The organism is Nocardiopsis coralli (genome assembly GCF_014892575.1).
GTDB classification, from domain to species: Bacteria; Actinomycetota; Actinomycetes; order Streptosporangiales; family Streptosporangiaceae; genus Nocardiopsis; species Nocardiopsis coralli.
In genome coordinates this window covers 1-24,890 of sequence record NZ_JADBGI010000043.1, presented here as the reverse complement: position 1 = coordinate 24,890, position 24,890 = coordinate 1, and the positions used below count along the sequence as shown (strand labels likewise).

General features: G+C 71.1%; 20 protein-coding genes and 1 pseudogene. 12 read left to right on the top strand and 9 right to left on the bottom strand.

The window, feature by feature from the left end; all coding sequences use genetic code 11:
- The first annotated feature begins 621 nt into the window (after positions 1-621).
- The 7 genes from IDM40_RS27295 to IDM40_RS27265 all read left to right on the top strand — a co-directional run bounded on the left by IDM40_RS27295 (position 622) and on the right by IDM40_RS27265 (position 7,997).
- Positions 622-1,281, top strand: coding sequence for a DUF6230 family protein (locus IDM40_RS27295; RefSeq protein ID WP_193124957.1), 660 nt, complete (start codon positions 622-624; stop codon positions 1,279-1,281).
- Complete coding sequence (locus IDM40_RS27290) at positions 1,272-1,739, top strand: DUF6114 domain-containing protein (protein ID WP_328807144.1); 468 nt, start codon at positions 1,272-1,274, stop codon at positions 1,737-1,739. The genes IDM40_RS27295 and IDM40_RS27290 overlap by 10 nt, the downstream gene beginning before the upstream one ends.
- Positions 1,740-1,846: 107 nt before the next feature.
- Complete coding sequence (locus tag IDM40_RS27285; protein ID WP_193124956.1) at positions 1,847-2,512, top strand: hypothetical protein; 666 nt, start codon at positions 1,847-1,849, stop codon at positions 2,510-2,512.
- A gap of 277 nt (positions 2,513-2,789) precedes the next feature.
- Positions 2,790-4,427: an AMP-binding protein gene (locus IDM40_RS27280; protein ID WP_193124955.1), complete on the top strand. Its 1,638-nt coding sequence runs from the start codon at positions 2,790-2,792 to the stop codon at positions 4,425-4,427.
- Positions 4,428-4,618: 191 nt separating this feature from the next.
- The gene (locus IDM40_RS27275; protein ID WP_235997997.1) at positions 4,619-5,104 is read left to right on the top strand and encodes a MarR family winged helix-turn-helix transcriptional regulator; all 486 of its coding nucleotides are present in this window, start codon (positions 4,619-4,621) and stop codon (positions 5,102-5,104) included.
- A gap of 98 nt (positions 5,105-5,202) precedes the next feature.
- Positions 5,203-6,018 carry a 3-hydroxybutyrate dehydrogenase gene (locus IDM40_RS27270; protein ID WP_193124953.1) on the top strand — a complete coding sequence of 272 codons (816 nt, stop codon included), beginning with the start codon at positions 5,203-5,205 and terminating at the stop codon, positions 6,016-6,018.
- On the top strand, positions 6,003-7,997 hold the full coding sequence (locus tag IDM40_RS27265) for a helix-turn-helix domain-containing protein (protein WP_193124952.1): 1,995 nt from the start codon (positions 6,003-6,005) through the stop codon (positions 7,995-7,997). The genes IDM40_RS27270 and IDM40_RS27265 overlap by 16 nt, the downstream gene beginning before the upstream one ends.
- Positions 7,998-8,012: 15 nt before the next feature.
- Here the strand turns inward: IDM40_RS27265 and IDM40_RS27260 are convergent, their stop codons facing one another.
- On the bottom strand, positions 8,013-9,770 hold the full coding sequence (locus IDM40_RS27260) for a PASTA domain-containing protein (protein ID WP_193124951.1): 1,758 nt from the start codon (positions 9,768-9,770) through the stop codon (positions 8,013-8,015).
- A gap of 123 nt (positions 9,771-9,893) precedes the next feature.
- Between IDM40_RS27260 and IDM40_RS27255 the strand changes: the two genes are divergently transcribed.
- The gene (locus IDM40_RS27255; protein ID WP_193124950.1) at positions 9,894-10,412 is read left to right on the top strand and encodes a YbaK/EbsC family protein; all 519 of its coding nucleotides are present in this window, start codon (positions 9,894-9,896) and stop codon (positions 10,410-10,412) included.
- 126 nt (positions 10,413-10,538) lie between these two features.
- Here IDM40_RS27255 and IDM40_RS27250 read toward each other — a convergent pair.
- Both IDM40_RS27250 and IDM40_RS27245 read right to left on the bottom strand, forming a co-directional pair.
- Positions 10,539-12,510, bottom strand: a pseudogene (locus tag IDM40_RS27250) (primary-amine oxidase).
- A gap of 70 nt (positions 12,511-12,580) precedes the next feature.
- Complete coding sequence (locus tag IDM40_RS27245; RefSeq protein ID WP_193124949.1) at positions 12,581-14,032, bottom strand: aldehyde dehydrogenase family protein; 1,452 nt, start codon at positions 14,030-14,032, stop codon at positions 12,581-12,583.
- 205 nt (positions 14,033-14,237) lie between these two features.
- On the opposite strand from IDM40_RS27245, the gene IDM40_RS27240 reads away from it, so the two are divergent.
- The 4 genes from IDM40_RS27240 (at position 14,238) to IDM40_RS27225 (ending at position 18,306) form a co-directional block, all read left to right on the top strand.
- On the top strand, positions 14,238-15,059 hold the full coding sequence (locus IDM40_RS27240) for an AraC-like ligand-binding domain-containing protein (RefSeq protein WP_193124948.1): 822 nt from the start codon (positions 14,238-14,240) through the stop codon (positions 15,057-15,059).
- 104 nt (positions 15,060-15,163) lie between these two features.
- On the top strand, positions 15,164-17,203 hold the full coding sequence (gene paaZ / locus IDM40_RS27235; RefSeq protein WP_193124947.1) for a phenylacetic acid degradation bifunctional protein PaaZ: 2,040 nt from the start codon (positions 15,164-15,166) through the stop codon (positions 17,201-17,203).
- A 270-nt stretch (positions 17,204-17,473) separates the two neighbouring features.
- Complete coding sequence (locus tag IDM40_RS27230; protein WP_193124946.1) at positions 17,474-17,752, top strand: TetR/AcrR family transcriptional regulator; 279 nt, start codon at positions 17,474-17,476, stop codon at positions 17,750-17,752.
- A gap of 62 nt (positions 17,753-17,814) precedes the next feature.
- A complete protein-coding gene (locus IDM40_RS27225) occupies positions 17,815-18,306 on the top strand; it encodes an SRPBCC family protein (RefSeq protein ID WP_193124945.1) in 492 nt (163 codons plus the stop codon).
- Here IDM40_RS27225 and IDM40_RS27220 read toward each other — a convergent pair.
- From IDM40_RS27220 to IDM40_RS27195, 6 genes are all read right to left on the bottom strand, one after another.
- Complete coding sequence (locus IDM40_RS27220; protein ID WP_193124944.1) at positions 18,298-18,942, bottom strand: helix-turn-helix domain-containing protein; 645 nt, start codon at positions 18,940-18,942, stop codon at positions 18,298-18,300. The two genes, IDM40_RS27225 and IDM40_RS27220, sit on opposite strands and share 9 nt — an antisense overlap.
- 120 nt (positions 18,943-19,062) lie before the next feature.
- Positions 19,063-20,301, bottom strand: coding sequence for a multidrug effflux MFS transporter (locus IDM40_RS27215; protein WP_328807143.1), 1,239 nt, complete (start codon positions 20,299-20,301; stop codon positions 19,063-19,065).
- 14 nt (positions 20,302-20,315) lie between these two features.
- The gene (locus IDM40_RS27210) at positions 20,316-21,626 is read right to left on the bottom strand and encodes an ATP-grasp domain-containing protein (protein ID WP_193124943.1); all 1,311 of its coding nucleotides are present in this window, start codon (positions 21,624-21,626) and stop codon (positions 20,316-20,318) included.
- A gap of 46 nt (positions 21,627-21,672) precedes the next feature.
- Positions 21,673-22,011, bottom strand: coding sequence for a cupin domain-containing protein (locus IDM40_RS27205; protein WP_235997996.1), 339 nt, complete (start codon positions 22,009-22,011; stop codon positions 21,673-21,675).
- A 20-nt stretch (positions 22,012-22,031) separates the two neighbouring features.
- Positions 22,032-22,622 (bottom strand): YqcI/YcgG family protein, encoded by a 591-nt coding sequence (locus IDM40_RS27200; protein ID WP_235997998.1) that lies wholly within the window; start codon positions 22,620-22,622, stop codon positions 22,032-22,034.
- A gap of 394 nt (positions 22,623-23,016) precedes the next feature.
- Entirely contained in the window at positions 23,017-23,514 is a 498-nt protein-coding gene (locus IDM40_RS27195) for an ATP-binding protein (protein ID WP_193124942.1), read from the bottom strand.
- Positions 23,515-24,890: the final 1,376 nt, after the last annotated feature.

The window sequence follows — 24,890 nt, the reverse complement described above, 5'->3', positions numbered from 1 at the left end:
CCCGGTGGGTTTCGGTGAGCAACTCTTCGAGTTTACATGATCCGGGCAGTGCTCGAACCAGTGTTTCGAAGAAGAGGTGGCCGTCCGACGGTCGGCAGCGGCCCGGTCCTACCGTTCCGCACGCCCGCTCCGTGGCGACTCGAAGAACACTACCCCCCGCCCGGGGGCGGAGCAAACCGTCGGGCTGTGCCGCCACTCACACGCGCGAGTCCCTTCCCTGAGACGCTCCCGTCACTTCCCTTGCGCGCGTGCGCGAAGGGAGACGCCCTCACCTACCGACCCCTCCCCCACGCCCTCCCCAGCCGCACCGGGCACTCACCGGCGTGAGGAAATGCGGGATCCTTTCTGCTCACGCCCATGACAAGAATGGCTGCACCTGCAGAGGATTCTTGGGTCAGCGTCGAACGTTACGTCGGTCTTCGCAGGTCACAGCCGTGTGCACGGGATATTGCTCCGGAATTTTTGAGATCGGGAAAAAGTGGTCGAAACACTCTTGTAAAGATCCGTGGGCCGATTGATGATGACCAACACCGAGAGCCGGTCCGGTGCTCCCCGCCGCACGGGACATCCCCCAGGTCGCACTCCCCCGCTGCGCGGCCCTGCACCCACGGAAGGACACACATGGACAGCACATCCCCCAGCGCTGCCGATGAGACCAGCACACAAGCGGTCCCGGAGAGCCACACCAGTTGGAAACGGCTCGCTCTCTTCGCTGCCCCGGCCGGCGTCGCCGTCGGTGCCATCCTCCTGGGGATGGCCAACGGTGCCCTCGCCGCGTCGTTCTCCATCTCCAGCCAGCAGTTCAAGATCGCCGCCGACGAGATGTCCGGCGAGGGTTTCGCACAGTTCGGCTGGATCGACGCCACCGTGCGCGACGAAGCGGTCCCCGTGGCCGTCGCGGGGATCCGCGAGGCCGAGATCCACAGCCTCTGCCAATCGGTGCTCACCACCGAGTTCCCGGTCGTCGGCAACATCTCGCTCATGCTGACCGCGGGCGACGCAGGCACCCCGGTCGAGGCCTCCGACCTGGTCATCGACATGGAGCAGATGGACGGCAACGCCGAGTTCGAGTCCATGGAGATCGGCCGCGACGCCTCGACACTCGACAAGGGACCGGACGGCTTCGGCTCCGGCCAGGGACACACCGACCTGTTCGGGATGCAGTCCGACACCATCCACGTCGAGGACCTCGAACAGACCGCGTGGGGCGCCACGGCCGGCATGTTCCGTCTCAACAACCTCAGCCTGGGGGTCGGCCTCGGGGACGACGAGTGCTTCTGAAACGCCCCTGGTCCGCCTGGACACGGTGGCGCAAGAGGCGTCCCTTCGCCGGCGGCCTGCTGATGATCGCCGCGGGCATCGAGATGGTCCTCGTGGCCCGCCTGCCGGTGGAGCTCGCCCTGCAGCTCGGTGTCGGCGCGGTCTCCACGTTCCTGTTCTCCGGGATGCTCGTCGTGCTGGGCTTCATCACCTGGTTCACGCCGGGCCAGCACACGATCACCGGTTCCCTGGCCGGGTTCATCGGCCTCGGCGCGCTCATCCTGTCCAACCTCGGCGGGCTGGTCATCGGGACCCTGCTCGCGCTGGCCGGCGGTGGCATGGCCTTCGCCTGGCGCCCGGTCGCCCGTCCCCCGCGCAAGCGGCGCGGCCGGCGACGGCGCACCGGTGCACCCGCGGTCACGTCCGACGACGACCCGACAGAACCCCTGCCCGCGTCGGCTCGACGGGCCGACGACTGATCCACCGGACCACCACGGCTACCTACCGGCGCGTGTCCCCCGCTCGACGACCGAACCCACGCCACTCCCCCGGCGCGGGTTCGGTCCGCCAACCACGAGGAGTTTCCATGTCGTTCCCGCGATCAGCGACCCGCTCTGCTCTCGCCCTGGCCGGTGCCGGGGTGCTCGTCCTGGCCTGGGGCGGCTCGGCCGTCGCGGCCCAACAGGGGTCCACCACCGTCGAACCGGCCGGCGCCGCGTTCTCGGCCACCCTCGACGGTGAGGCCACGTTCGAGACCGGTCCCATCACCGTGACCTGCGCCGTGTCGGCCAGCGACCCCGGTGACGGGAACAACCTGGTGCCGGACGAGCCCGACAACCACAACCCGGAGGGCGCGGTCGGCGGCCCGATCAACGCCCCGAACTTCGACGACTGCGAAGCCGACGTTCCGCTGGTCGACGTCGAGGTCGAGGTCGCCGACGCCGTCTGGGACATGTCCATGCAGGACGGTGAGAGCGCGGTCGGCACGATGCACGTTCCCGCGGCGGGGATCGTGGTGACCACGAGCGGTGTGGCCTCCTGCACCGCGACGGTCAGCCCGGACGCGGACGTGGACATCGAGGGCACGTGGACCAACGGCGACCCGGTGTCCTCGCTGGCCTTCGACACCACAGCGCCGATCGAGGTCGAGGGCGGTGTCGGCTGCCCCGACGACACGGAGGCCGGGTTCACCGCCGCGTACGAGGTGGAGAACGCCGACGACGCCGACACCCCCATCACGGTCGGCCCGTAACCGCCCGCTCCCCCAAGGGGCCGGTGCCCGCGCGGTACCGGCCCCTCCGGTGTGCGGCACCTGCGACACACGCGTCACATGCGTCCCCCTGCGGAACCCGGCACCGGACCTGTGTGTGCTCAGGTGACAAGTACGGGCCGGTAGGGACTCACCCCACCCCGAAGAAACAGCGTGTGCCGCTCGCCTACGGTCGCAGTACTCCGTGGAGTCAAGAGGCGAAGGCTCCTCGGAGGGCGCGGACCGCTTCGCCCGTCCCCGTCCCCCCTTCGGAGACACCATGGCTGACGCCGGAAGCACGTCCACACCCTCGTCCCTGCGCCGGACCCTCGAAACCGTGCGGATCCTGGTCCGCGCAGGGGTCCTCGCCCCCGGGCGGCCCGACAAGATCGCGCGCCAGCTCAAGGCCCTGAAAACGTGGGGCCCCACCATCGCGGGCGGGTACGCGGCCGCGACCGAACGTGCGCCGGACTCGATCGCGGTGATCGACGAGGACGGCACCTCGACCTTCGCCGAGATGAATCTGCGCGGCCGGCAGCTCGCCCTCGACCTGCGCCGCTCCGGTGTGGGGGAGGGCAGCCGGGTCGGCCTGCTGTGCCGCAACCACAGCGCGTTCGTGCAGGCGATGATCGCGTGCGGGCGGTTGGGCGCCGACGTCGTCCTGCTCAACACCGGTCTGGCGCAGACCCAGGTCACCGCGTCCGCCGCGGACAACGACGTGAGTGTGCTGATCGCCGACTCCGAGTTCGAGGAGGCCTACTCGGGGCTGCCCCCGGAGATCCCGCGGATCACGGCCTGGGGTGAGCCTGCCTCGCCCGGGCCGAAGGTGCCGTGGCGGGCCGCCGCGCCGAAGGAGGAGGAACCGCCGGTCCCGGGGCGGCCCGGGCGGCTGGTGGTGTTGACCTCGGGCACGACCGGAACGCCGAAGGGCGCGCGCCGCCCCACGCCGAAGGGTCCGCAGGACGCGGCGTCGGTGCTGTCCCGTATCCCGCTGCGCTCCTCCGACCGGATCCTGGTGTCCGCTCCGATCTTCCACACGTGGGGCCTGGCGGGCGTGCAGCTGGGGATGTCGATGCGGGCGACGCTGGTGATGCGCCGGTTGTTCGAGCCCGAGGACGTCCTGCGCACGATCCAGGAACAGCGCTGTTCCGTGCTGTTCGCGGTCCCGGTGATGCTGCGCCGGATCATGGACCTGCCTCGTTCGGTGCGGGAGAAGTACGACACCTCGTCCCTGCGGGTCGTGGCGTGCAGCGGTTCGGCGATGAGCCCGCAGTTGATCACCGACTTCATGGATGCCTTCGGGGACGTGCTGTACAACCTGTACGGCTCGACGGAGGTGTCGTGGGCGACGATCGCGGGCCCCGAGGACATGCGCAAGGCCCCGACGACCGCGGGGCGCCCGCCGTTGGGAACACGCGTGGCGGTCCTCGACCCGGACGGCAACGAGCTTCCCGACGGGAGCGAGGGGTCGATCTTCGTCGGCAACGACATGCTGTTCGACGGTTACACCAACGGCAAGAGCAAGCGGACTGCGCTGGGCCTGATGGAGACCGGCGACCGCGGCCACGTCGACGGGTACGGGTTGTTGCACGTGGCCGGCCGGGACGACGACATGATTGTCTCCGGCGGCGAGAACGTGTTCCCGCGGCCGGTGGAGGAGGCCGTCGTCTCGATGCCGGCGGTGCGGGAGGTCGTGGTCACCGGGGTTCCGGACGAGGAGTTCGGCCAGCGGTTCGCGGCCTTCGTCGTTCCGTACGAGGGCGCGGTCGTGGACCCGAACGAGGTGCGGATGAAGGTGCGCACGGAGTTGGGCCGGTTCTCGGTGCCCCGTGACGTGATCCTGCTGCCGGAGCTGCCGCGCAACGCGACGGGCAAGGTGGTCAAGCGCCGTTTGCCGGACAGCGCACCGAGCGAGTGAGGCGGGTATGAGTCGGTGCGGCCGTCCGTTCCCGAGCGCTCGGGCGGCCGCCTGCACATGTGCGCTTCGCCCATGGTGTCCGGGGGTGACATGTGCACGTTTGGAGAGGTGCGACGTCGGCGGCCTGCAAGCCGTTGCGCTGCGGGATCGAGGGCTTTGACAACGGGTCGGCGGGTCCTACGATGTTGCCGATGTCGGACTGTTCCCCAGCCCCCTCGGGTGATTTCGAGCTTCCGGCCGTGGACGAGCAGATGTGCTTCGCTCTGTACACGGCTTCCCGGGCTGTCACCAACCTCTACCGGCCGCTGCTGGAGCCGCTGGGTCTGACGTATCCGCAGTATCTGGTCATGATGTTGCTGTGGGAGCGCGGTTCGTGCTCGGTGAAGGAGATCGGGCACGCGCTGCAGTTGGACTACGGCACCCTCACCCCGCTCCTCAAGCGCCTGGAGACCAACGGTCTCCTGGAGCGGGCGCGCGACCCGCGCGACGAGCGTTCGGTGCGGGTCCTGCTGACCGACGCGGGTTCGGAGATGCGCGCCGATGTCGAGGGCATCCCGGAGGCGATCCGCGAGGTCATCGGTGTCCCCGAGGAGGAGTTCGAGGCCGCCCGGGTGACGCTGGTGGAGTTGACGCGCAACGTCCTGGCGGGGGAGGCCCGCCTTCCCGACCGGGGTTGAGCACACAGGGTCCATGGCACTCCCCCACACATGCACGGCGGGGAGTGTGTGCGCATCGGCCATGCACGCGGCGCCGGGAGCGGCCTAGTTTGTCCGGCATGACGACGCACGAGAGCCCCACGGGCACGCGACGGCACACCTCCGACCCTGCGACGGCGTCCGCGGACCACACCGTCTCCGTCGACCTCTCCGGCAGGACCGCTCTGGTGACCGGCGCGGCGAGCGGTATCGGGCGCGCGTGTGCGCTGCGCCTGGCCGCCGCGGGTGCCCACGTGCGCCTGGTCGACGTCGACGGGGAGGCGCTGGCGGCGCTCGGTGTGGGCGAACCGCTGGAGATCGACCTGACCGACCTGGATGCGGCCGAGGCTGCGGGCCGGGGCGCGGACGTGGTCGTCAACAACGCCGGTGTGCAGACGGTCGCGCCGGTGCAGGACTTTCCCACCGACCGTTTCTCCCTGATGCTGCGGCTCATGGTGGAGGCGCCCTTCCGTACTGTTCGCGGCGCCCTCCCGCACATGTACGCGCGCGGGTGGGGGCGCGTCGTCAACATCTCGTCCGTGCACGGGCTGCGCGCCTCGCCGTACAAGTCGGCCTACGTGACGGCCAAACACGGGCTCGAGGGCTTCTCGAAGGTGGTCGCGTTGGAGGGCGCCGAGCACGGGGTGACCTCGAACTGTGTCGACCCGGGGTACGTGCGCACGCCGCTGGTGGAGCACCAGATCGCCGAGCAGGCCCGTGCCCACGGCATCCCCGAGGACCGGGTGATCGACGAGGTGCTGCTGGCGCGCAGCCCGGTCAAGCGCCTGGTCGAACCGGAGGAGGTCGCCGAGCTGGTGGCGTTCCTGTGTGCCCGCGAGGCGTCGTTCATCAGCGGCGCCTCTCTGCCCGTGGACGGTGCATGGACGGCGAGCTGACCCCGGAGGGCGACGAGGGGGAGCTCTCCGGCCAGGAGGTGTTCCTCGAGTTGTTGCTGCGCGACGCCCCGACCGTGGAGTACGAGCGGCCGGTGCTGCGCGCGCGGGCGCGGGGTGCACCCGCCGAGGAGCTCGCGGAACTGGAGCGGGCCAAGCTCACCGCGCTCCGGGTCCGGTCGGTGATGCGGGACCGCCGGCGCCGGGAGTACGAACTGAGCGCGCTGTTCGAGACCGCCAACGACCTGGCGGGGATGCGCAGCCTCGACCAGGTGCTGCACGCCATCGTCGAGCGTGCGCGGAATCTGCTCGGCACCGACACCGCCTACCTCACGCTCAGCGACCCGGAGCAGGGCGACACGGCCATGCGGGTCACGTCGGGCTCGGTGTCGGCGGCGTTCCAGCAGCTGCGTCTGGAAGCCGGGAAGGGGTTGGGCGGCCTGGTCGCCTCGACCGCGCTCCCGTACGTGACGGCGAACTACTTCGCCGATCCGCGGTTCGCGCACACCGAGAACATCGACCATGCCGTGCGCGAGGAGGGACTCAAGGCGATCCTCGGGGTGCCGTTGAAGATGAACGGGCGTGAGGCGGGGGTGTTGTTCGCGGCCAACCGCCGGGAGCGCCCGTTCTCGCACTCGGAGGTGGCGCTGCTGTCGTCGCTGGCCACACACGCGGCCATCGCGATCGACAACGCCAACCTCATCGACGACACCCGGCGGGCCCTGGACGAGCTGCACACGGTCAACGCACGCCTGCAGCGGCACACCGAGGCCGTGGAACGTTCGGCGGAGGCGCACGACCGGCTCGGCGACCTGGTGCTCAGCGGGGGAGGGGTGCGCGAGGTCGCGGCGGCCCTGGCGGAGGTGCTGGGCGGTTCCGTGCTCATCCACGACCGCAACACCGACGTGTCGGTGACGGCTTCGGTGTCGGGGGCGGTCGGTGACCCGGAACCCGGTGGGGACCCGGCGCTGTCGGAGGAGGACGGTCTCGCCGCCGCGGTGCGTGCGTCGCTGTCCGGCGGGCGTGCCGAGCGCGGGGGAGAGGCGTGGGTCGCGGTCGCCGCTGCCGGCGGGGAACCGTTGGGGACCCTGGTGCTGCGCGGTGTGGAACTGGGCAGCACGGACCAGCGGGTGCTGGAACGCGCGGCGATGGTCACGGCGCTGCTGCTGTTGATCCGCCGGTCGGTGAGCGAGGCCGAGCACCGGGTGCGCGGCGACCTGCTCGACGAACTGCTCGACACGACCCCGCGCGACCCGGAGTCCCTACGGCAGCGGGCGGCGCTGCTCCACGCCGACCTGGACGAACCGCACGTCGTGGTCGTCGCCGAGGCGGAGGGCGCCGATCCCGCACGCCTGCGGTCGGCGGCCACACACGTCGCCGAGACCACGGGCGGGTTGGCCGGGAGCCGGTCGGGGCGGCTGGTGCTGGCACTGCCGGGGTCGGATCCGTCGGGGACGGGCCGTCGTGTGGCCGCGGAGCTGTCGACCGCGGCCAACGGTCCGGTCACCGCAGGTCTGGCCGGGCCGACCGACGGGCCGGAGGCGTTCCGGGCAGCGTTCAGCGAGGCGTTCCGGTGCTTGCAGACCCTGCGGGCCCTGGGCCGGGTGGGCGATGTGGCCACTACGGCCGATCTGGGCTTCTCCGGGCTGTTGTTGGGGCAGGACCGCGACGTCCCCGGGTTCGTGCAGCGCTCCCTCGGGCCGTTGCTCGACTACGACCGGCGGCGGGGGACGCTGCTGGTGGAGACGTTGCGCGTCTACTTCGCGTGCGGCGGCAACCTGTCCCGGGCCAAGGACCGCCTGCACATCCACGTCAACACCGTCGCTCAGCGCCTGGAGCGCATCGGGCAGCTCATCGGTGCCGACTGGCAGGAGCCCGAACGGGCGCTCGAACTGCAGCTCGCCCTGCACCTGCACGGGCTCCTCGACCAGGGCGTGGACCTGCTCGGCGAACGGCGCGGGGGCCGGCCCGACCACGGGTGACGGGCCGGCCCGGGGTCAGCAGCTGCCGACCTCCTGCCAGGCGCCCCACTCCTCGCCGATGCTCGGCGGGATCGTCTGGACCCAGTGCTGCGCCTCGTAGACACGGCCGCGGAAGTGCACCTGGTCGCCGCCGTCGTAGGTGGTGTCGGGGTCCCACGCCTCGGCGCCGCCGCACTCGCCGCCGTTGTCGTCGTCGGCGCCCTCGTCCTCTTCCTCGGCGGCGCTGTCGTCGTCCTCGGGCTCCTCGTCCTCCTCGGGCCCGGCGGAGACGGTGAGGGTGACGGTGCCTTCCTCGGGCAGGATCGACCCGGGTTCGGGCGTCTGTCCGATGACCTCGCCCTCGGGGGCGGTCTCGTGGTGGTCCTGGACGGTCTCGGTGACCAGGTCGAGTCCGTCGAGCTGCTCGCCGGCCTCGCCCTGGCCCATGCCGACGAGCTCGGGCACGATGACGCCCTCGCTGACGTTCACGGTCACCGGTTCCTCGCGGTCGGCCTCCTCGCCTGCCTCCGGAGCGGTGGACAGTACGGTGCCGGGCTCGTGGTCGGCGGAGTGTTCCTGCACCACGTCGATCTCGCCGAACCCGGCCTCGCGCAGGGCGGTACGGGCATCGCCCTCACTGCCGCCCGCGACGTCGGGCACGTCCACGTGTTGGGGGCCGTCGGAGACGTGCAGGACCACCTCGTCGCCCTCCTCCAGGTCGGAGCCGGGTTCGGGGGTGGTCTCGGCGACGTCGCCGGGGCCGATGTCGTCGCTGTAGGTCTCGCCGAGGCTCACGTCGAGGTCGAGTTCGAGCGCGGCGAGTTCGGAGGCGGCCGTGTCCGGGTCGGATCCGACCAGGTCGGGGAGCTCGGCACCGCTGTCGGCCACGAACGCCCACCCGCCCGCGAACAGGGCCAGGACGAGCACACACGCGCCGACCAGCACGGGCACACGCTTCCAGAAGGGGACCGCACCCGCGGCGGCGTCCTCCCCGGGCGGCGGGACCACGGGGATCGGCCGGGTGTCCTCGGCCTCACGGTTGCCGTAGTCGCCGGGCAGGACCCGCAGCACCTGGTCGACCATGGCCAGGTAGTGGCCTGCGTCGCGGGGACGGTGCCGGGGGTTGGGCTCGGTCGCGTTGGCCACGAGCATGTCGAGGTCCGGCGGGATCTCCGGCACGGACGCGGACGGGCGCAGGGGCCGGGTGTCGTTCGCGGGTGCCGCACCGGTCATGAGCGTGTGCAGCACCACGCCCATGTCGTGCACGTCGACGCGGGTGTCGGGCGCGGCGTCGGAGAGCAGTGTGAACCCGGTGAGCCGCACACGCCCGTCGTCGTCGAGCACGATCATGTCGGTACTGATGGCGCCGTGGGTCAGGCCCGCACGGTGGGTGGCGTCGAGCCCTTGGAGGACGTCGGCGACCACGGACAGCGCTGTGGCGGGGGAGTAGCGCAGGTACTGGTCGGGCCGGTGGAGCACGTCGGTGAGGGTCTCGCCGGACGCGAACTCGGTGACGCTGTAGACGTACTCGCCGTCGCGGCCGTGGCCGAGCGTCGCGGCGAGCCCGCGGCCGGAGACGTCGGCGAGGGCCTGGGCACGGGCGAGGAAGGCCTCGGCGGCCGATTCGTCGCCCTCCGGGTGGGGGTGCATGACCGTGACCACGACGGTGCGCTCGGTGGCGAGGTCGTGGGCGGTGTAACCCGTCCCCGAGGCATCGCTGCGCACACGCCTGCCGAGCACGTAACGCTCGTGCAGCGTGGTACCTGAGAGGGAGTCGGGGGACCGGGTGGACATGGTTCGGATTGTACGGGGACAAACACCAACGCATCACCCGCGATCAGGACGAATCAGCCGGGCATCGGCCCCGCGCGGAACCTACGCTGGCCCCACGTGATGCACACGACAGAAGGGACGCCGATGACCGGCACACTCACCTGGACGCGCGCCGACGAACACCCCGAGCTCCTGGCCGAGCCCGTCCTGGCCGCCGTCCGGGGCGTCGCCGACGCGCGGGTCGCCGAGATCGACCCGGAACTGGCCGACACCGCGGAGTTCTGCGAGCACTACGGGTTGCCCCTGGGCACCAGTGCGAACTGCGTGGTCGTCGCGTCCAAGCGGGGCGGCGAGACCACCTACGCGGCCTGCATGGTGCTCGCGACCGACCGCGCCGACGTCAACGGGACGATCCGCCGCCACCTCGGTGCGCGCAAGGCCTCGTTCGCGCCCATGGACCTGGCGACCGGGATGACCGGCATGGAGTACGGCGGCATCACCCCGTTCGGGCTTCCGGAGGGGTGGCCGGTGCTCGTCGACGAGGCCGTGGCCGCCGAGTCCGAGGTGGTCGTGGGCAGTGGCCTGCGCCGGTCCAAGCTCATGGTCCCGGGCAAACTGCTGACGGAGCTCGCGGGCGCGGAGACCCTCGCACTGACACGCTGACCGGCAGCGGACGCCGACGAGGGCAGCGCCCGGGGGACCGGTGCCGTTCCCACCACAATGTCGACATGGCGACGAGGAGACCTGTGGTTTCGGCCCGTTGCGGCCCCACCGGGCACATGACCCTGATCACCCGGTTCCGTGCCCGCACGTGCATCCGTCTCCGGTCGGACCGCTACCCCCGCAGCACGCGTGGGAGGCCCGTGAGGGCGGCACATCGAGCGTGGGGTTGCGGTCGAAGAACCCGACGGGGCGCAGCCGGAACCCGGTGTGGTCGACCGGCATGACGGGCCAGTCCTCCGGCCGCGGGGCGTGAGTCATCCCGAAGGTGTGCCACAGCGTGACGTCGGCCCCGTCGATGGGGCGGTCGTCCGCGGTGTAGGCGGGCAGACCGGCACCGCCCGGGTGCTGGTTGACGAGGTCGCCCGCCGGGTAACGCTCGTCGTCGCTGGGCGGTGACCCACAGGTGGCGTGTGGCGAACGCGGCGCGCGAGGCGATGGAGGACGCCGGGTCGGCCAGCAGGGTCGGCTTGCCCTCGGGCTGGAGCGCGTAGGCGACGGGTCGGCCGACGCGGTTGAGGACCTCGGGGTTGGACACGTGCCAGGCACGGTCCACGGAGGCGTCGGCGTCGCGCCGGGCCCCGTGTTCGGAGGCCAGCACGGTGCGCTTCTGGGTGAAGGCGTTGCCCCGGGGGTTGTCCGGTCCGATCGGGACCCTGGCCGCGTCGACCTCCTCGACCCTGTGGGTGGTGCCGTCCAGGTTCATGTCGAGCCGTGCACAGAAGAGGTGCTGGTGCAGAGGGGCTCCGAGACCGGGCGCGACCTCGGCGGTGTGGGGGTGTTCGCCCTCGGGGACGGCGGAGGTGAAGACGATGCCGGTCGCCTTGGCCTCGAACTCGATGGTCCCGTCCAGATACAGGTACCAGTAGAAGCCGTAGTCGTAGTTGCCGACGGTCGTGAAGAAGGAGAGCACCATCCTGCGCTGCCGCCTGGTCTCGGCCGAGTCGGCCCAGTCGTCGGTGTGCTTCCACAGCACCCCGTGGTCCTCCTCGTGCAGGCACACGGCGTTGGGCAGGGTGCTGGGGCGCCCGTGTTCGTCCGCGACGACGGCGTCCATGTAGGTGATCTCGCCGAGGCAGTCGCAGCCCAGTTCCAGGGCGTTGGCGAACCGGCCGACCATGTACTCGCCGGTGTCGAAGTAGTTCTGCCAGGACCGCACGGGGGAGGGATCGCCGTAGGGCACGACCATCTCGGCGATGGAGGCCCGGTGCACGATCGGCCGGTCGCGGCCCTGTTCCCGGTCGTGGAAGGCGAGGCCGTGCAGGATCAGCCCTTCACGGGCGTCGAACCCCACCCGCAGTGACCAGTTCTCCCAGGTGAGCAGGTTGCCGTCCAAGGTGAACCCGGGCCCTTCGGGCTGGGTGATCTCCAGGGGGCGCAGGCTGGTGCGGTGGGGGCCGGTGACGGCGGGGTCGTCGTAGTTGCCGTTCTCGGTGGGGACCGCCACGGGACCGAGGTCGATGACGCGGTCGACCTTCCCGGTCGTGACGTCGACATGGGCGACCAGGCCGTCGACCGGATGGGCCCAGGCGTGGTCGCCGTCGTGGCGTTGCACGAAGGCGAGGCCGCGCAGGATGCGGCGCCCGCGTTCCTCGGGGAAGTCGTCGTAGACCCCGGCGGACAGGGGCGCCACGCGAACCTGCGCCGGGTCGAGGCCGCGCTCGTCCAGGGCGCGGAGCCAGCGTGCGTCGTCGGCGAGCGCCTTCTCGACCGCCTCGAACTCCTCCACCAGCACAGGCGGCTGCCCGTCGGCCGCCGGGTCGAGGATGCGTTCGGTGTCGATGCGCCGGTGGGTGAGGGAGACGACCACCTCGCGGGAACGCCCGTCGGCGGTCTCCAGGAGAAGGGCACGGACCCTGCGCTCGACCGGGTCGCCGGCGCGGTGGGCCAACAGCTCGGCCTTGGCGGGTTCGGCGAGGGAGAGGTGGGCGAAGCGGGTCGTGGGGGTGATGTACCCGGCGGTGTCGAGGACGCCGCGGGCGGTGTCGATCTCCTCCGCGGTGAGGGCGTCGAGCGGGTGGGCGGTGGTGTGGTCGGCCATCGTGCTCCTTCGGTGTGGTGGCCGGATCGGGGCGTCGGCGCGGGGTCTCGTACGGGACGTTCCCGTCGCGTCACCCCAGATGGGTCCAGACGCTCTTGACCTGGGTGAAGGCCTCGATCGCCGACCACCCCATCTCGCGTCCCAGCCCCGAGGCCTTCATGCCGCCCCACGAGGCGGCCGCGTCCAGGGCCGGGGGCATGTTGATCCACACCGTTCCCGCTCGGATCCGGGAGGCGAGGCGGTTGGCGACGCCGATGTCGCGCGACCACACCACCGCGGCGAGCCCGTAGTCGGTGTCGTTGGCACGGGCGGTGAGTTCGTCGGGGTCGTCGTAGGGCAACACCGACAGCACCGGGCCGAAGATCTCCTCCCGGGCGATGCGCATGCCGTCGGTGACCCCGGAGAACACGGCGGGCGGCACGAAGTAGCCCTCGCCCTCGGCGGGAGCACGGTCGTGCAGGTGGGCCCCGTCGACGTCCCGGCCGATCCGCACGTAATCCTCGGCCAGGTCGCGCTGTTCGGCGGAGACCACGGGGCCCATGTCGGTGCCGTCGGTGAGTCCGTGGCCGAGCTTCATCGCGGCCGCGCCGGCGGCCAGTTTCTCGGCGAACTCGTCGTGGCGCGCGGAGTCCACGTAGAAGCGTGTGTAGGCGGCGCAGACCTGGCCGGAGTTGAGCAGGCCGCCCATGAGGTTGCCCCGCACCGCGGCGTCGATGTCGGCGTCCGCGGTGATGACGGAGGGCGCCTTGCCGCCCAGTTCGAGGGAGACGTGCTTGAGTTCGCGCCCGGCCTCGGCGGCGATCTCGCGGCCGACCCCGGTGGACCCGGTGAACGACACCTTGGCGACCGCGGGGTGGCGGACCAGGGCCCTGCCGACCTCGGGCCCGCCCGTGACCACGTTGACGACCCCGTCGGGGATCCCCGCGCGCCGGACGAGTCCGGCGAGGCGGAGCGTGGTGAGCGGGGTCTGCTCGGCGGGTTTGATCACCACGGTGTTGCCGGTGGCCAGCGCCGGGGCGAGCTTCCACATGAGGATCATGAGCGGGAAGTTCCACGGGGTGATGAGCGCGCACACCCCGAGCGGTTCGCGGTGGGTCCGGTGGTCCACGTCGGGCACGGACAGCGGCGTGGTGATCCCGGTGATCTTGGTGGCCCACCCCGCGTAGTAGCGCAGGTGCTCGACGGCGTTGGGCACGGCGAACCCGGAGCTGACGCCCAGCGGCTGGCCCTGGTCGGTGGTCTCCAGCCGGGCGAAGGCGTCGGCGTCCGCTTCGAGGAGGTCGGCCAGGTTCAGCATGAGCTTCGCCCGGGCGGCGGGAAGCATGTCCGCCCATTCCGGGGACCCGAAGGCCCGGGACGCGGCGTCCACCGCGGCCGCCACGTCTGCTTCGCCCGCCTCGGGGACCTCGGTGATCACGGCGCCGGTGCCGGGGTCGTACGTGGGGATAGCGCCCCCGCCGCTGCCGGGGATCCACTCGCCGTCGATCAGCATGTCGGTACGCAGGTCGATGTGGGGGTGCATGGAGCTCCCTCGTTCGCTGGGGGCGGTCTTCGTGGTGTGACGGTAACCACGCACGCGGGTCCCGGATCGCCTCCGCGCGCACGGGCGGTCGCCGTTGTGCGCACGGGTGGGACCGACCCCCCGTGGCCCCCTGTTCGTGCAGGGAGAGCTGGTCTAGGTTCGGGGGTCCCAGGCCGGTTCCTGGCGTGGGGGAAGGGAGACGGGTGTGGCCAGTGGTCACGGGGCCGACCGGATCGAGGGGTTCGAGGCGGCCGCCTCCCGGGCTTTCGCGCCGCTGCGGATGCACACGGGTGACGGCGGCCCCGGGTTCCGCGGGACGTTCGAGAGCACACGGGTGGACGAGGTGGTGCTGACTCGCATCCGCGCCGATCCGGTGGTGGTGCGGCGCGACCGGTCGGTGATGGGCTCCTCCGACCCGGACCTGATCAAGGTGGCCTGGCACGTCGCCGGGAGCGCGGGCGTGGAACAGGGGGACCGGCGGTGTGTCCTGGAACCGGGGGACCTGGTCGTCTACGAGACCGGGCACCCCTACGAACTGCCGTTCTGGGAGTCCTACGACACCGTGGTGGCCGGGGTTCCCGCCCACCTCTTCGGGGCGCACGCCGATCTGCTGCGGCGGCGCACGGCTGTGCCGGTGCGGGCCGGGGCCGGTCTCGGCGGCCTGTTGGGGCCGGTGTTCGAAGGGATGGCCGCAGGGACGGGGGAGGGATCGGCCTCCAGCGCGCAGCACCACCTGGCGACGGCGTTGGTGTCCCTGGTGTGTGCGGCCTTCACCGATGCGGTGCCCGAGGACGGCTCGGACCCGTGGGAGCGGATCCGGTCGTACTGTCTCGCACGCCTGGGCGACCCGGACCTGTCGGTGGTGTCGGTGGCGGCGCGGTGGGGTGTGCTGGACGCCGGCCACCTGGGGCGCATGCTGCGCGCGGAGTTCGGGGAGAGCGCCCGGGAGATCAGGGCGCGTGCCCGGGAGGGCAGGGCGGACGCGCAGGCCGGCAGGGTGACCGGACCCGACCGGCCTTTCGCATGAAAAGCCCAGGTGAGAGCACCCGCGGCCACCCGCACCCTATTTACTGACCGATCGTTCTGTAATACTGTCCTGGAACACCCGCAGCCCGAGGAGAGGACCTTCAGGTGTCCGAAGTACTGGCGAGCTACGCACAGGGGTCCTGGTTCACCCCCGCGGACGAGGGCACACCCCTGGCGGACGCGAACACCGGCGCGACCGTCGCCCGCATCTCCGCCCAGGGCCCGGACGCGGCCGCGATGATCGCCCACGCCCGCGAGGTCGGCGGCCCGGCCGTGCGCGCCCTCACCTTCCACCAGCGCGCCAACATCCTCAAAGAGGTCGCCAAGCACCTCATGGGGTACAAGGAGGAGTTCTACGCCCTCTCCCACCGCACCGGCGCCAACAAGCGCGACACCGCCGTGGACGTCGACGGCGGGTTCGGCACCCTCTTCAGCTTCTCCAGCAAGGGCCGCCGCGAGCTGCCCAACGCCACGGTGATCCTCGACGGCGGGCTCGAGCCTCTCGGCAAGGAGGGCACGTTCGTCGCCCAGCACGTGTACACCTCCCGTCCCGGTGTGGCCGTGCAGATCAACGCGTTCAACTTCCCCGTCTGGGGCATGCTCGAGAAGCTCGCCCCCGCCTTCCTCGCGGGGCTGCCCAGCATCGTCAAGCCCGCCGACCAGACCGCGTACCTGACCGTGGCCGTGGTCGAGCGCATCATCGAGTCCGGGCTCATGCCGGAGGGCTCCCTCCAGCTCCTCACCGGGACCCACGAGGGCCTGGTCGAGAACCTCGGCCCGCAGGACATCCTGGGCTTCACCGGGTCGGCCGCAACCGGGCGGATCCTGCGCGGGCACCCCAACGTCGTCGACGGCGGTGTGCAGCTCAACGTCGAGGCCGACTCCCTCAACTGCTCGATCCTCGGCCCGGACGTGGCCGCGGACGACCCCGAGTTCGACCTCTTCGTCAAGCAGGTCGTCGCCGAGATGACCGTCAAGGCCGGCCAGAAGTGCACCGCCATCCGCCGGGTTCTGGTGCCCGAGGCCATGGCCGACGCCGTCACCGAGGCGCTGTCCGCACGCCTGTCGAAGGTCGTGGTGGGCGCCGCCGACGACCCCGAGGCGAAGATGGGCCCGCTCACCGACCTCCAGCAGCGCGACCGCCTGCGGGAATCGGTCAAGACCCTGCGCGCCTCCAGCGACCTGGTCTTCGGCGACCCGGACGCCGTCGAGGTGCACGGCGACGCCGACGCCGAGTCGGGTGCGTTCGTCTCCCCGATCCTGCTGCGAGCCCGCCCGGGCGCGCAGGAGCCGCACGACGTGGAGCCGTTCGGCCCCGTCAGCACCGTGATCAGCTACTCCTCGGTGGGTGAGGCGGTCGAGCTGGCCGCCCGCGGGCAGGGGTCCCTCGTGGGCTCGCTCGTCACCCGCGACGAGGACGTGGCCCGCGACATCGTCCTGGGCGCGGCCCCGTGGCACGGCCGCATCCTGGTGCTCAACCGCGACGACGCCAAGGAGTCCACCGGCCACGGTTCGCCGATGCCCGTCCTGGTGCACGGCGGCCCCGGGCGTGCCGGCGGCGGCGAGGAGATGGGCGGCGTGCGCGGGGTCAAGCACCACATGCAGCGCACCGCCGTGCAGGGCACCCCCGACATGCTCACCGCGATCACCGGGCACTGGACCACCGGTTCGCGGCGCGACATCGGCGACGTGCACCCGTTCCGTAAGGACCTGTCGGAGCTGCGGATCGGTGACACGATCTCCTCGGCCGAGCGCACGGTCTCGCGAGCCGACATCGACCACTTCGCGGAGTTCACCGGCGACACCTTCTACGCGCACACCGACGAGGAGGCCGCGGCCGCCAACCCGCTGTTCGGCGGGATCGTCGCCCACGGGTACCTCGTGGTCTCGCTCGCTGCCGGCCTTTTCGTGGACCCGGCCCCAGGCCCCGTGCTGGCCAACTTCGGCGTCGACAACCTGCGGTTCCTCACCCCCGTCAAGGAGGGCGAGACCATCAAGGTGACACTGACCGCCAAGCAGATCACCCCGCGCACCAACGCCGACTACGGCGAGGTGCGCTGGGACGCCGTGGTGACCAACACCGAGGGCGACCCGGTGGCCACCTACGACGTGCTCACCCTCGTCGCGAAGGGCGAGGAGGGGTAGTTCCGGCGGCTCGGCGACGGAACGATCTACCGACAGGTCCTTTCGTCGCCGAGTCGACATGGGGACACGGCAGCGCCCCGGCCCGGATGCGGGTCGGGGCGCCGTCGCGTGCGGGCCGGAGCGAGGTCCGCGCCCGCGCCTGTCACCGGTTCGCCGGCCGCAGGTGCTCCTCCGCCCAGGCGGCGAAGGAGGTCGTGGGGATCCCCAGCGCCTGCGCGAACCCCGGGCGCGCGGGGGCGCCGACCGAACCCCGCGTCCTCCGGGCGTCCGATGCGCGCCGACGCCCGGCGCAACTACGAGCGGATCCTCGCCGTGGCCGAGGAAGCCGTGGCCGAGCACGGGGACGGCGCGTCCTTCGAGGAGATCGCCCGCACCGCCGGGGTGGGATCGGCCACGGTGTACCGCCACTTCCCGACCCGGCAGGCGTTGCTCGAAACCGTCTTCCACGGCCGGGTGGCGGCACTGGCCGACCGTGCCCGCACGCTCTCCGGGGCGGACGACCCCCGATACGCGCTCACCGAGGGGTTCCGGACACCCGGACGGGGATGAGCGGGCCGATCCGCCGGCCCCGGACGGGTTTGGGCCCACCAGCGCGGGAGCAGGGCCACCCCATGGGAGACGGAGAGAGGGCCGCTGCGCGTAGGCCCCGGCGCACCACCACACTCCGGGTCGTTGAGGACTTCGCGGCCCCGCCCGAGCGTGTGTTCGCGCTGATCACGAGCCGCGAAGGGTTCCTGAACGCCATGCCGCCCGGGGTGGAGGTGCTGGCCTGGCCGGAGCCGTTCGGCCGGGGCGGGGTGCTCGACCTGCGCTGGGGCGCGGCGGGCGTGTACCCGGTGCGCTGGCTCGCGGAGATCGATGCCTTCGAGGACGGGCGGGTCTTCAGCGACCTGCAGGTGCGCGGTCCGTTCCGGTTCTGGCGGCACACCCATACCGTCGAGCCCCACGAAGGCGGCACCCGGCACACCGACACCGTGGAGTTCAGCACCGGGTTCGGGCCTGCCGGGGACCTCGCCGCGGCAACCGCGCTCCGGGGCGTGTTCGGCCCGCGTCTGCGGCGGATGCATTCCGACCTGGAGCGTGCCCGCCCCGGTTCAGCGTGAGGGGACCCGCTCGGAGCGGACCGGCGGCGCCACGGGCGTGAGGTGGGCCCCGCCGAGACGGGCGACGAGCTCGGTGCGGTCCCGGAAATCGAGCTTGCGCAGGATGTTGGAGACGTGGAACTTGACGGTGCTGACCTCGATCATCAGCGTCGCGGAGATCTCCGCGTTGCCGGCGCCCCTCGACGCGAGCTCCACGACCTCGCGTTCCCTGGCGCTGAGGCGGTCGAGGTCGGCGCGTTCCATGGTCGTGAGGGTGTTGCGGGAAGCGATCGTGCAGAGGACGTGCGCCGCAAAACCCTGCGAGATGTAACTGCGGCCGTCCAGCACGGTTCGCAGCGCCGCCGTGTACTCGGCGTCCATGTCGTCGCGGTCGACGATCCCGGCGAGCTCACCGATCTCCGGTGACTGCCACACGGGGTCGTCGGTGCCGTACATGACGCCGATGACGGGGATCCCCCGGTGGGTGTGGAGGGTCGCCGCGCAGAGCTGGTCGGACTCGAGGATCACGGCATCGGCCGCGGGGAGTTCGCCTGCACCAGGCGGCCCGGCGGCGGCCCAGCCGGCGGCCTCGACGGCGTGGCGGATCCTGCGGTTCAACGCGGAGCAGCTGGTGGAGACCACGATCTTCTGCGGCATCGCTCTTCGTCACCTTCACGTCGTCGGTTGGCTCCGACGCTACAGAGACGGTGATGGCCGGATCAAACCCCCGGACGCACAGGGCCGGAACCGGCCATGGGCGCCCGGAGGCAGGGCAGGTCAGGCCCCGAACCGCCGGAACAGCAGGAACAACGCCGTGCCGAGAACGCCCGTCGCCGCCATGACGACGGTCATGCTCACGAGCGTCGCCCCACCCGTGGCCGTGAGACCGGCCAGCGCGGAGAGCCCGCCGCCCAACGCGAACTGCATGGTTCCCATGAGCGCGGATCCGGTCCCCGCCACGGACGCCGACTGCTCGGACAGCGCCAGGGTGGTCGCGTTGGGAAAGACGAACCCCATCGAGAACATCAGCAGGAGCAGTACGCCCGCCACCGAGACGAGCGTGGGTTCCCCGAACACCTGCAGGGCGATGAGCGCCGCCACCGCCGCCGGTCCGAGGGCCAGGCCGATCGACAGGCGCGCCGGTGTGCCCATGCGGCCGATGAGCACGGAGTTGATCTGGTTCGCCAGGATCAGCATCGCCGCGTTGAGCGGGAAGATCAGGCCGAACTGCGCCGGGGTCGCCCCGAGTTCGTTCTGGGACACGAACGAAAAGCTGGAGATGTAGGTGAACATCGCCGCGTAACTGAGCCCGAGGGCGAACATCGGGGCGAGGAAGCGCGGATCGCGCAGCAGGCGGCCGATATTGCCCAGGAGCGGGCCCAGCCGCAGCGGGGTCCGCCGGTCCTCGGGCAGGGTCTCGGGGATCCCCGACCACACCATCACGAGGTTGACCAGGCCGAGGAGCCCGAGTGCCACGAAACAGAGCTGCCAGGGGCCCACCATCAGCAGCTGGGCGCCCAACGGTGGACCGATCACCGGGGCCAGACTCGTGACCATCATGAGCCGGGTGAAGAGGCGCGCCGCGTCGTCCCCGGTGTACAGGTCGCGCACGACGGCACGGGACAACACGGCCCCCGCCGCACCGGCCGCCCCCTGGAGGAACCGCAACGCGACGAGCACCTCGGCGGAGGGTGCCACCGCGCACAGGAAGGACACGGCTGCGAAGACTCCGATCCCGGACAACAGGAGCCGGCGCCGGCCCAGGGCATCGCTGCAGGGGCCCAGCAACAACTGGCCCAGAGCCATCCCGACCATCATCGCCGTGAGAGTCAGCTGGACACGGGCCTCGGGCGCCCCCAGATCCTGCGCCATCTGCGGGAACGCGGGCAGGTACAGGTCGGTGGCCAACGGTCCGGTGAGCGCGACCCCGCTCAGTGCGGCGACGATGCCGACCGGAACCCGGTTGCGTGTACCGCGGTTGCTGGTGCCGCGCCCGTCGGGCTGCGTGGTGGACACGGTTTCCCCTTTCCTCACCGGGCGCTCGCACGGTCGTCCTCATGCACGGATGACGGGAACGGGGCCACCACCAGATCGAGGTCCCCGAGCACCTCCTCGACCACCCGGTGCACCTGGGCGGGGTGCTGCCCGGGGTCGTAGGGGGCGCGCACCGACAGCAGACCGCACAGGTCGAAGCCCTCCGGCGCGCTCCTGACCTCCTGGCCGGGTGCGGCGAGCGGGTAGTAGGCGGCGAAGGCGGCGGACCGCTCGGCCCGTCCCGCACCGTTGCTCACGACCGTCCCGTCCCGGTAGACGAACTTGATGCACGTCGCCTGCGCCCCGGGGTGCCGGTCGCCCGCGAGCGCGTCCACACCGTCCTCCCCGAGGGCGGCGCGCACGAAGAGCTCGACGAGGTCGACCCGGTGCACGTCACGGATGTTGCGGTACACGTGCCCGCCGCTGATACGGGTGCTGAACTCCACGACCCGGAACCGGCCCCGGGCGTCGCGCCGGAGCTCGGCGTTGAAGAGCGAGACCTCCAGGTCCAGGGACGAGACCATCGCCTGCATCGCGTCGGCGATCTCCCGCTCGACCGCGGGGTCACCGTGCGGGAGGGTGTAGAGGTCCTCCTCGAACCAGGGGGTGTCTGGCAGGACCTTGGTGTGCACGCCGCCGAGGTGGAACCGGCCGCCCACGACCACACCGTCGCAGGTGACCTCCTCCCCGGGCAGGTACTCCTCCACCAGGGCCCACTCGTTCGGCAGGGTGTCGTAGAAGTGGTGGGCCCCCGAACGGGCCAGGCGTTCCACGGCCTCCAGGGCAGCGGTCGCTTCCTCCGCGGTCCGCACGAGTTCGACGTGCGAGCTGCTGGCGCCCCGGGTCGGTTTGACGACACAGGGCAGGCCCACGTGTTCGAGGGCTTCGGGGCCCGCGCCCGCCGCACCCACCGCGCGGTACCGCGGTGCGGGCACCCCGGCGGCGGTGAGGCGGGCGCGTTGGAGCGACTTGTCCCGTGCGACGGCGTCGGCCTCCGGGCGGCTCCAGGGGACGCCGTGCCGCTCGTTGGCGCGGCCGACCGCGACGATGTCGGTCTCCTGGAACGTCAGGGCGAAGACCGAACCGGTGTCCCCGAGGGCCTGGGTGACGCGGTCCTCGAGCTCGCGGTCGGTGGTGTGTTCCGGCAGCAGGCGCACCGAGGTGTACCTGCCGTCGGCGCGGGCCTGCTCCTCCTCGGTCAGCAGGTGGATCCGCAGACCCAGGCGCCGGAGCGTGTCGACGTGGTCGTGCCTGATCCGCAGGCCGTCGCGCATGGCGAGCACGACCGGGGTCCCGGGTGTGTGCATCGTTGCTCTCCTGGTCGTCATCGGTCGGTTCCCCGGTCGTGGGGCCTCAGAGGAAGGTGGTCTCCGCCGTGCGCCCGCCCTCGGGGGCGATCACGTACACACAGCCCTCCGGGCCGGCGGTGGACCCGTGTTCGGTGTGGGCGGGCAGGGAGATGCGGGAGCCCGGGCCGCACTCGGCCGTGTGTGTGGTGCCGTCCTGGCGCCAGAACAACTCGACGGTCCCGCTCAGGATCGCGAGGGTCTCGTGGATGCTGTGCCGGTGCCAGCCGTGCGTCTTGCCGGGGCCGTCCTGCTGGACCTCGAAACTCCCCTGCTCGGGGAGCAGCTCCCGGTACAGGTCGGTGAGGGGGCGCGGCGACCCGGCGGTGATGGTGGGTGCAGACATGTGGTGCTCCTGTGCTCGTGTCAGAGGGAGACGGCGTCGGCCGCACGGTGCAACGGGCACTGTGCCTCGGGGTGGGGGACCTCGTTCTCCTCGTCGAGGAAGTACTGGTGCCATTCCTTGTTGCCGTGCTCGCCGAAATTACCGAGCAAGGGGGTCTGCGCGACGGAGTCGTATTCCGCCAACCTTTTCCTGATGATCTTGCGGGCGTTGTCCCCGGTTCTCGTTCCCGCTGCCAGATCGTCGAAGACGAACCTCGGCTGGAACGTCACCGCGAAGTATTCGAAGAACCGGCTGCGGCGACGGTAGTGGAACGGGGTGTTGGCCACCACGAACATCGGCATGGAATTGAAGACGAACTCCCAGTCGGGCGCTTCGGTGTCCGTCGAGATCCCCTCTGGCCACGGGGCCCGGTCCTGCTCGCGGAGACCCCTCAGAAGCTCCCAGAAGTGCTCCTCGCACGCGTCCAACCCGGAGAGCCGGGGGTCGTGCTCGAAGAAGCAGACCAGGGAGGTCCGGCGGCCCAAGGACTCCGCCGTGTCGGTGTACAGGCGGAGCGCCTCGGCGAGCGCCTCGACACGGCCATCGCCGACCGGGACGAACGCGTAGCGCAGTGCCCGCTGCGCACCGCGTCCGACCCGAAGACGCAGGGGAACAGACTCTCGGTGTCAAGCATCCTTTCCTCGAACAACTGCACGGCCAGGTATTCCCATGAACCGCTCGGTGTTCTTCCCGGCTCCAGTAATCTCTGCATGGTGATCAGCCCCCGTGGATCGAAGGAATACTGCGACAGAAAAAGAGGACACAGGACGGAATGCACCCCCGATGCCGAACGGACATCGGACACGACGAACCGCCCCTCGAAAAGGGGCGAGCGGAGCATGACCGGAAGTCCGTTCCAGACGTTTCACAGGCAAATCTACTGCGGTTCTGCCGCGAATACACCCTCCCCGGGAACGGTTCCGGCCTCGACCCCGGACGGGGCCGGGGCCGAGGTCGGGGCCGGCCTCAGTCGCCGGCGTGGAGTGCGGTGAAGACGTAGGCGGCCAGGTGGCGCGGGACCGGGGTGTCGGGCGGGATCGCGAACTCGGCCCACACGTGGGTTCCGAGGTCCGCCCAGGGGGCCGCCCGGAGATATCCCCAGCCTGTGGACAACGTTTCGACCATCAACAACCCGCGCTGGCCCTCGGCCCACGCCCATTCGTCGTCGGTGCGCTGATCGGGGATGCACGGCAGCGCACCGGAACCCCCGTTGTCGGTGAACCCGATGCGGAGCCGACCATTCTCCCAGCTCAGGAACCGGATGACCTCGCCTTCTGCGGTGCCTGAGTCGGTGTACTTGACGCAGTTCGCGAAGAGCTCGCTCGCGCAGAGGATGAGCGTCTCGACCAGGTCGCCGTCGAACCCGTTCAGGTCGTGCGCGATGTGGCGGCGGACCTCCCGCAGGTGGGAGAGGTGGCCGGGGTAGGTGCGGGGCTCCCACACCGTGGGTGCGGTGGTGTTCATGCGCCTGCCCCCTCGAGCGCGCGGCTGTGCCGGTCCTGGGCCTGGCCGCGGCCGCGCCGTTCTTGCTGGCGGGCGCGGATCCGGGACAGGTGCGGGAGTCCGTTCATGCGTGCGGGCAGACGCGGGCTCGGGATGCGCGGGGCCGGTACATGGAAGGTGTCGGCCAGGCCGGTCGCGGCCGCTGGTTCGGGTTCCGGATCCGGATCCGGGGCGGGGTACTCGTCGAGCGTGTAGGCGCGGGTGCCTGCCGGGGGCGGACCGAAGGAGAAGTTGGAGTCCGGACCGAACTCCAGGTGATCGAGGTCAGCGCCCCAGGCCCGCAGCCGGGCGGTGGCCCGGCCTTGGATCCTGGCCGCCTCGGACTCGGCGTCAGCTACGGCTGCGGACTCGTGCGCGGTGAAGTAGGGACGCACCAGGGCGACCTCGCCGGCGTCGAACTCGGTGGTCGCGGGCTTGAGGGCCGGGGACTTCAGGGCCGGAGGCTCGAGGGCCGGGGACTCGAGAGCCGCGGGTTCTACGGGGGAGTCGTGCACGGTCGGATGCGCGGGGAGCGGCTCCGGGGCGGCCGGGACCATGGGTGCGTAGCGGCGTACGCGCGTGGAGCGGCGGCGCTTGAGCTGCTCGGCCGAGTGACGGCCCTTGGGCTGGGAGAACAGCCCTATGAAGAGTGCCTGGACGAGCTTCCAAGCAGCGGCGANCTCCGGGGCGGCCGGGACCATGGGTGCGTAGCGGCGTACGCGCGTGGAGCGGCGGCGCTTGAGCTGCTCGGCCGAGTGACGGCCCTTGGGCTGGGAGAACAGCCCTATGAAGAGTGCCTGGACGAGCTTCCAAGCAGCGGCGAACACGACAGCGATACACTTGGGCATGCTGGCAATTCCTTTGGTTAAAGGGGTAGAGGTTGCTGGCCACGGCCCCGGACGGCTGCAAAACCGTCGCGGGGTCACCGTGTTTTTGAGTTGTGGGAAACCACCCCGGTCGAAGTCGACACCCGTGAGAGGGGGCCTGGATCTCGACGGCCAGGCTCAGCGAGACGGGTGGATCCGGATAGGTCCGGATGGATCGAGGTGATGCCAGCACCTTATAGCGGTTGCATGGATTCCGAACGCGGGTTCGGGAAAATTCCGCAAGAAAAATCTGAAGACCCGAGTATTCCCAGGTCAGAACACATGCACACGGAGCATGCACTAGACCTGTGAGCAAAATGAGTCCAGAATTCAAAAATTCCGAACTGCACCCATTGCCCTAATCCGTTCCTTTTGCGTGGACGGGCACGCCGTAGCGGCCCTTCTCGCACGGGAGGGCGCAGCGAGCGGCCGCCGAGTGGGGGCAGGAGGTTCTGGGGTGGGGTGTTCTGTGGTGTTGCCTCGGGGGTGGTG

Coding starts and splice junctions, on each gene's coding strand:
- IDM40_RS27295 (WP_193124957.1), top strand. CDS start 622: ATGGACAGCACATCCCCCAGCGCTGCCGATGAGACCAGCACACAAGCG.
- IDM40_RS27285 (WP_193124956.1), top strand. CDS start 1,847: ATGTCGTTCCCGCGATCAGCGACCCGCTCTGCTCTCGCCCTGGCCGGT.
- IDM40_RS27280 (WP_193124955.1), top strand. CDS start 2,790: ATGGCTGACGCCGGAAGCACGTCCACACCCTCGTCCCTGCGCCGGACC.
- IDM40_RS27275 (WP_235997997.1), top strand. CDS start 4,619: ATGTCGGACTGTTCCCCAGCCCCCTCGGGTGATTTCGAGCTTCCGGCC.
- IDM40_RS27270 (WP_193124953.1), top strand. CDS start 5,203: ATGACGACGCACGAGAGCCCCACGGGCACGCGACGGCACACCTCCGAC.
- IDM40_RS27265 (WP_193124952.1), top strand. CDS start 6,003: ATGGACGGCGAGCTGACCCCGGAGGGCGACGAGGGGGAGCTCTCCGGC.
- IDM40_RS27260 (WP_193124951.1), bottom strand. CDS start 9,770: ATGTCCACCCGGTCCCCCGACTCCCTCTCAGGTACCACGCTGCACGAG.
- IDM40_RS27255 (WP_193124950.1), top strand. CDS start 9,894: ATGACCGGCACACTCACCTGGACGCGCGCCGACGAACACCCCGAGCTC.
- IDM40_RS27245 (WP_193124949.1), bottom strand. CDS start 14,032: ATGCACCCCCACATCGACCTGCGTACCGACATGCTGATCGACGGCGAG.
- IDM40_RS27230 (WP_193124946.1), top strand. CDS start 17,474: ATGCGCGCCGACGCCCGGCGCAACTACGAGCGGATCCTCGCCGTGGCC.
- IDM40_RS27225 (WP_193124945.1), top strand. CDS start 17,815: ATGGGAGACGGAGAGAGGGCCGCTGCGCGTAGGCCCCGGCGCACCACC.
- IDM40_RS27220 (WP_193124944.1), bottom strand. CDS start 18,942: ATGCCGCAGAAGATCGTGGTCTCCACCAGCTGCTCCGCGTTGAACCGC.
- IDM40_RS27210 (WP_193124943.1), bottom strand. CDS start 21,626: ATGCACACACCCGGGACCCCGGTCGTGCTCGCCATGCGCGACGGCCTG.
- IDM40_RS27205 (WP_235997996.1), bottom strand. CDS start 22,011: ATGTCTGCACCCACCATCACCGCCGGGTCGCCGCGCCCCCTCACCGAC.
- IDM40_RS27195 (WP_193124942.1), bottom strand. CDS start 23,514: ATGAACACCACCGCACCCACGGTGTGGGAGCCCCGCACCTACCCCGGC.